We start from the raw sequence: 3,952 nt of genomic DNA on the forward strand, positions 1-3,952 counted from the left end.
TAGTACACGCGCTTGAGTTCGTCATAGCCGGTGCCACCGGGAAAGACGTGCTCGAAGTCCTGCTTGCGGGGAGTCGAGGTGAAGGCGCCGAAGACGAGCGAGCCACCGCCGACACCGGCGCCGTACACCGAGTCGATGCCGTTGCCTTTGATCTGGTCGAGCAGACCCGGGTACTTGGCGACGGGGATTCCCGCAGGTCCGCCGAGGCCGACCTGGCCGCCGAACCACGATGCGCGGCCGTCGAGCCTGGTGATGGAGGGGAAGGTATTGCCGTCCTTGCGGATATCCCAGCGCCGGCCCCGCTCGAACACGGTGGTCCGGAATCCGGCCTGGCCGAGCCGGAGTGCGGCGACGGAGCCGCCGAATCCGGTGCCGATGACGGCGGCGGTCTTGCCCGCTCCGTCGGGCACCGCGGTGGCGGGGGTGCGGGTGGAGCCGAGCGCGCCGAGGGCGCCGAGGGCTGCGGTTGCCTGCAGGACTCGCCGACGGGAGACCGTCGCGGTCCGGACGCTTTCAGAGGTCACCAGGAGAACGTACCCAAGGTGACACTAACTTAGGAAGTCCTAAGCCATGCTCAGGTGTGCAATGGGATTTGCAGCGCACGGCGGGTTGGTGAATTGATTTGCATCGTTGTGCATAATGATTGCATGACCATCAGAGTGGCTGTCGCCGGTGCCAGTGGCTACGCGGGCGGGGAGATCCTGCGCCTGCTTCTCGGACATCCACGTCTGCGATCGGGTGACCTGGAGATAGGCGCACTGACGGCCGGCGGAAACGCCGGCAGCGCGCTCGGCACGCAGCATCCGCACCTACTTCCGCTTGCCGACCGGATATTGCAGGAGACCACGCCCGACACTCTGGCCGGACACGACGTCGTGTTTCTCGGCCTGCCGCACGGACAGTCGGCCACCATCGCCAACGCCCTGCCGCCAACGACGATCGTCGTCGACTGTGGCGCCGATTTCCGGCTGCGGAATGCCGACGACTGGGCCCGGTACTACGGCGGCGACCATGCCGGCACCTGGCCGTACGGGCTGCCCGAACTGCCCGGGAACAGGGAGACGCTGAGCAGCGCATCGCGGATCGCTGTTCCGGGCTGCTATCCGACGGTGTCGATCCTTGCGCTGCGGCCAGCGATGGCCGCCGGACTCATCGAGCCGCATGTGACGATCGTCGCGGTGAGTGGAACCTCCGGTGCGGGAAGGGCTCCGAAGGTGGATCTGCTGGCGTCCGAGGTCATCGGATCGTCACGGGCCTACGGTGTCGGGGGAGTGCATCGGCACACCCCGGAGATCTCGCAGGAACTTTCCGATGCCGCGAATCTTCCTGTCACCGTGTCGTTTACACCGGTGCTCGTACCGACCTCCCGGGGCATCCTGGCGACCTGCACGGCCAAGACCACCGCGTCGGCCGACGAGATTCGCGCGGTCTACGAAAAGGCCTACGCCGACGAACCTTTCATCCACCTCCTGCCCGAAGGGCAACTTCCGGCGACCGGGAACGTCATCGGATCCAACGCGGTGACACTGCAAGTGACCGTCGACGAGCGGGCGGGAACACTCGTGGTGGTCGGCGCCATCGACAATCTGGCAAAAGGCACCGGCGGAGCCGCCGTGCAATCAATGAACCTCGCCCTCGGCTGGGATGAGACCGAAGGGCTTTCGACCGTGGGAGTGGCACCATGACCGATAACGAGAACGTCGACCGGATCGAAGGCGGCGTACCGCTGGACGCACCGCGGATCGTTCGCGGCCAGGGCGTGACCGCACCCCTCGGTTTCCGGGCCGCGGGCTTGGCCGCGGGTATCAAGAAGTCCGGAAAACCCGATCTCGCACTGGTTTTCAATGAGGGTCCCGAATACTCGGCGGCCGGAGTATTCACCCGTAACCAGGTGAAAGCGGCCCCCGTCCTGTGGAGCACGCAGGTCATGACCACCGGGCGGCTCCGGGCGGTCATCCTCAATTCCGGTGGCGCCAACGCCTGCACCGGTCCCGGCGGGTTCCAGGACGCCCACAAGACCGCCGAAGCGGTCGCCGAAACGCTTAGTAACTGGGGCACCGAAACCGGCGCGGTCGAGGTCGCCGTGTGCTCGACGGGCCTCATCGGCGACCGGCTGCCCATGGACAAGGTCCTGGCCGGGGTCACCGAGATCGTGCACGAAATGGCCGGCGGGCTGTCCGGCGGAACCGACGCCGCGCACGCCATCATGACCACCGACACCGTGCCCAAACAGGTTGCGCTGCACCATCCTCAGGGCTGGAACGTCGGCGGCATGGGCAAAGGTGCCGGCATGATGGCTCCGTCGCTCGCGACGATGCTGGTGGTACTGACCACCGACGCCGTCGCCACCACCGAACAACTCGACGCCGCATTGCGCGCTGCCGCCGGCAAGACCTTCGACAGGCTCGATGTCGACGGGTCGACCTCCACCAACGACACTGTGCTGCTGCTCAGTTCGGGGGCGAGCGGCATTCCCGCCGACCAGACCGACCTCGACGCCGCGGTGTTCGCGGTCTGTGACGACCTTGCGGCGCAGATGCAGGCCGACGGCGAAGGCGTGACCAAACGCATCGTCATCACCGTCACCGGTGCGGTCACCGAGGACGACGCGGTGACGGTGGCGCGCGCGGTGGCCCGCGATTCGCTGGTCAAGACGGCACTGTTCGGCGCCGATCCCAACTGGGGCAGAGTGCTTGCGGCCGTGGGTATCTCACCCGTCACAGTCGATCCTGACATCATCTCGGTCTCGTTCAACGGACAGGCTGTGTGCCGCAACGGATACGGTGTCGACGGCGCCCGCGACGTCGATCTGTCGGGTGAGGATATCGACGTGATCGTCGACCTCGGTCTCGGTGATGCGACGGCATCGGTGCGCACCACCGACCTCTCGCATGCGTACGTCGAAGAGAACTCGGCGTATTCGTCATGAGCGACAACACATTCAGGGACACAGAGTTCAGGGACACGGAGTTGAGAGCCGTCGACAAAGCGGCCGTTCTCGCCGAATCGCTTCCCGCGCTACAGGAACTGCACGGGGCGACCATCGTCGTCAAGTACGGCGGCAACGCCATGGTCGACGACCGGCTCAAGGCCGCCTTCGCCGCGGACATGGTGTTCCTGCGGGCCTGCGGCATGCACCCGGTCGTCGTGCACGGCGGCGGCCCGCAGATCTCGGCGATGCTCAAACGTCTTGGCCTGCAAGCGGAATTCCGCGGCGGATTCCGCGTCACCACCCCCGAGGTGATGGATGTGGCGCGGATGGTGCTGTTCGGCCAGGTCGGCCGCGAACTGGTCGGACTCATCAATGCCCACGGTCCGTACGCCGTAGGTATCACCGGCGAGGACGCACACCTGTTCACCGCAACCCGGCGCACCGTCCAGGTCGACGGCGTGGCCACCGACATCGGGCTGGTCGGCGACATCACTTCCGTCAACACGTCGGCGGTGCTCGATCTTGTTGCCACAGGACGCATCCCGGTGGTCTCCACGATCGCTCCGGACGCCGATGGCGTTGTGCACAACATCAACGCCGACACCGCAGCCGGTGCGCTCGCAGAGGCACTCGGCGCGGCGCGACTGGTGATGCTCACCGACGTCGAGGGTCTCTACACCGATTGGCCCGATCGCACGTCGCTGGTGTCCTCGATCACCACCGGCGAACTCGAAGGTCTTCTGCCGAAGCTGGATTCGGGCATGATTCCGAAGATGGAGGCATGCCTGCGCGCTGTCGGCGGTGGCGTCGAGCGCGCCCACGTCGTCGACGGCCGCGTGCCGCACGCCGTCCTCGCCGAACTCCTCACTTCCAGCTCAGCCGGAACCAGAGTCGTTCCTGGCACCACCGATCGGACCGAATCATGACAACTCTGGCGCAGCGGTGGTCCGCATCGCTGATGAACAACTATGGAACCCCGCCGCTGGCACTGGTGGGCGGCAAGGGAGCCGTCGTCACCGA

4 protein-coding genes are annotated in these 3,952 nt (G+C 66.3%); 3 read left to right on the top strand and 1 reads right to left on the bottom strand.

Translation table 11 applies throughout. The features are described from left to right. Positions 1-524 (bottom strand): NAD(P)-binding protein (locus KDB67_RS15525; protein WP_291017376.1); only part of this gene is annotated, 524 nt, incomplete at its 3' end. Between the two features lie 123 nt (positions 525-647). Here KDB67_RS15525 and argC point away from each other — a divergent pair. From argC to argB, 3 genes are read left to right on the top strand one after another with little or no spacing between them, the layout of a single operon-like run. Next, positions 648-1,685, top strand: a complete 1,038-nt coding sequence (gene argC / locus KDB67_RS15530; RefSeq protein WP_291017377.1) for an N-acetyl-gamma-glutamyl-phosphate reductase — start codon at positions 648-650, stop codon at positions 1,683-1,685. Further along, on the top strand, positions 1,682-2,929 hold the full coding sequence (argJ, locus tag KDB67_RS15535) for a bifunctional glutamate N-acetyltransferase/amino-acid acetyltransferase ArgJ (RefSeq protein ID WP_291017378.1): 1,248 nt from the start codon (positions 1,682-1,684) through the stop codon (positions 2,927-2,929). The genes argC and argJ overlap by 4 nt, the downstream gene beginning before the upstream one ends. Then, the gene (argB, locus tag KDB67_RS15540; RefSeq protein WP_291017379.1) at positions 2,926-3,858 is read left to right on the top strand and encodes an acetylglutamate kinase; all 933 of its coding nucleotides are present in this window, start codon (positions 2,926-2,928) and stop codon (positions 3,856-3,858) included. The genes argJ and argB overlap by 4 nt, the downstream gene beginning before the upstream one ends. Positions 3,859-3,952 lie beyond the last annotated feature (94 nt).

The organism is Gordonia sp. (in: high G+C Gram-positive bacteria) (assembly GCF_020438995.1).
Classification (GTDB): Bacteria; Actinomycetota; Actinomycetes; order Mycobacteriales; family Mycobacteriaceae; genus Gordonia.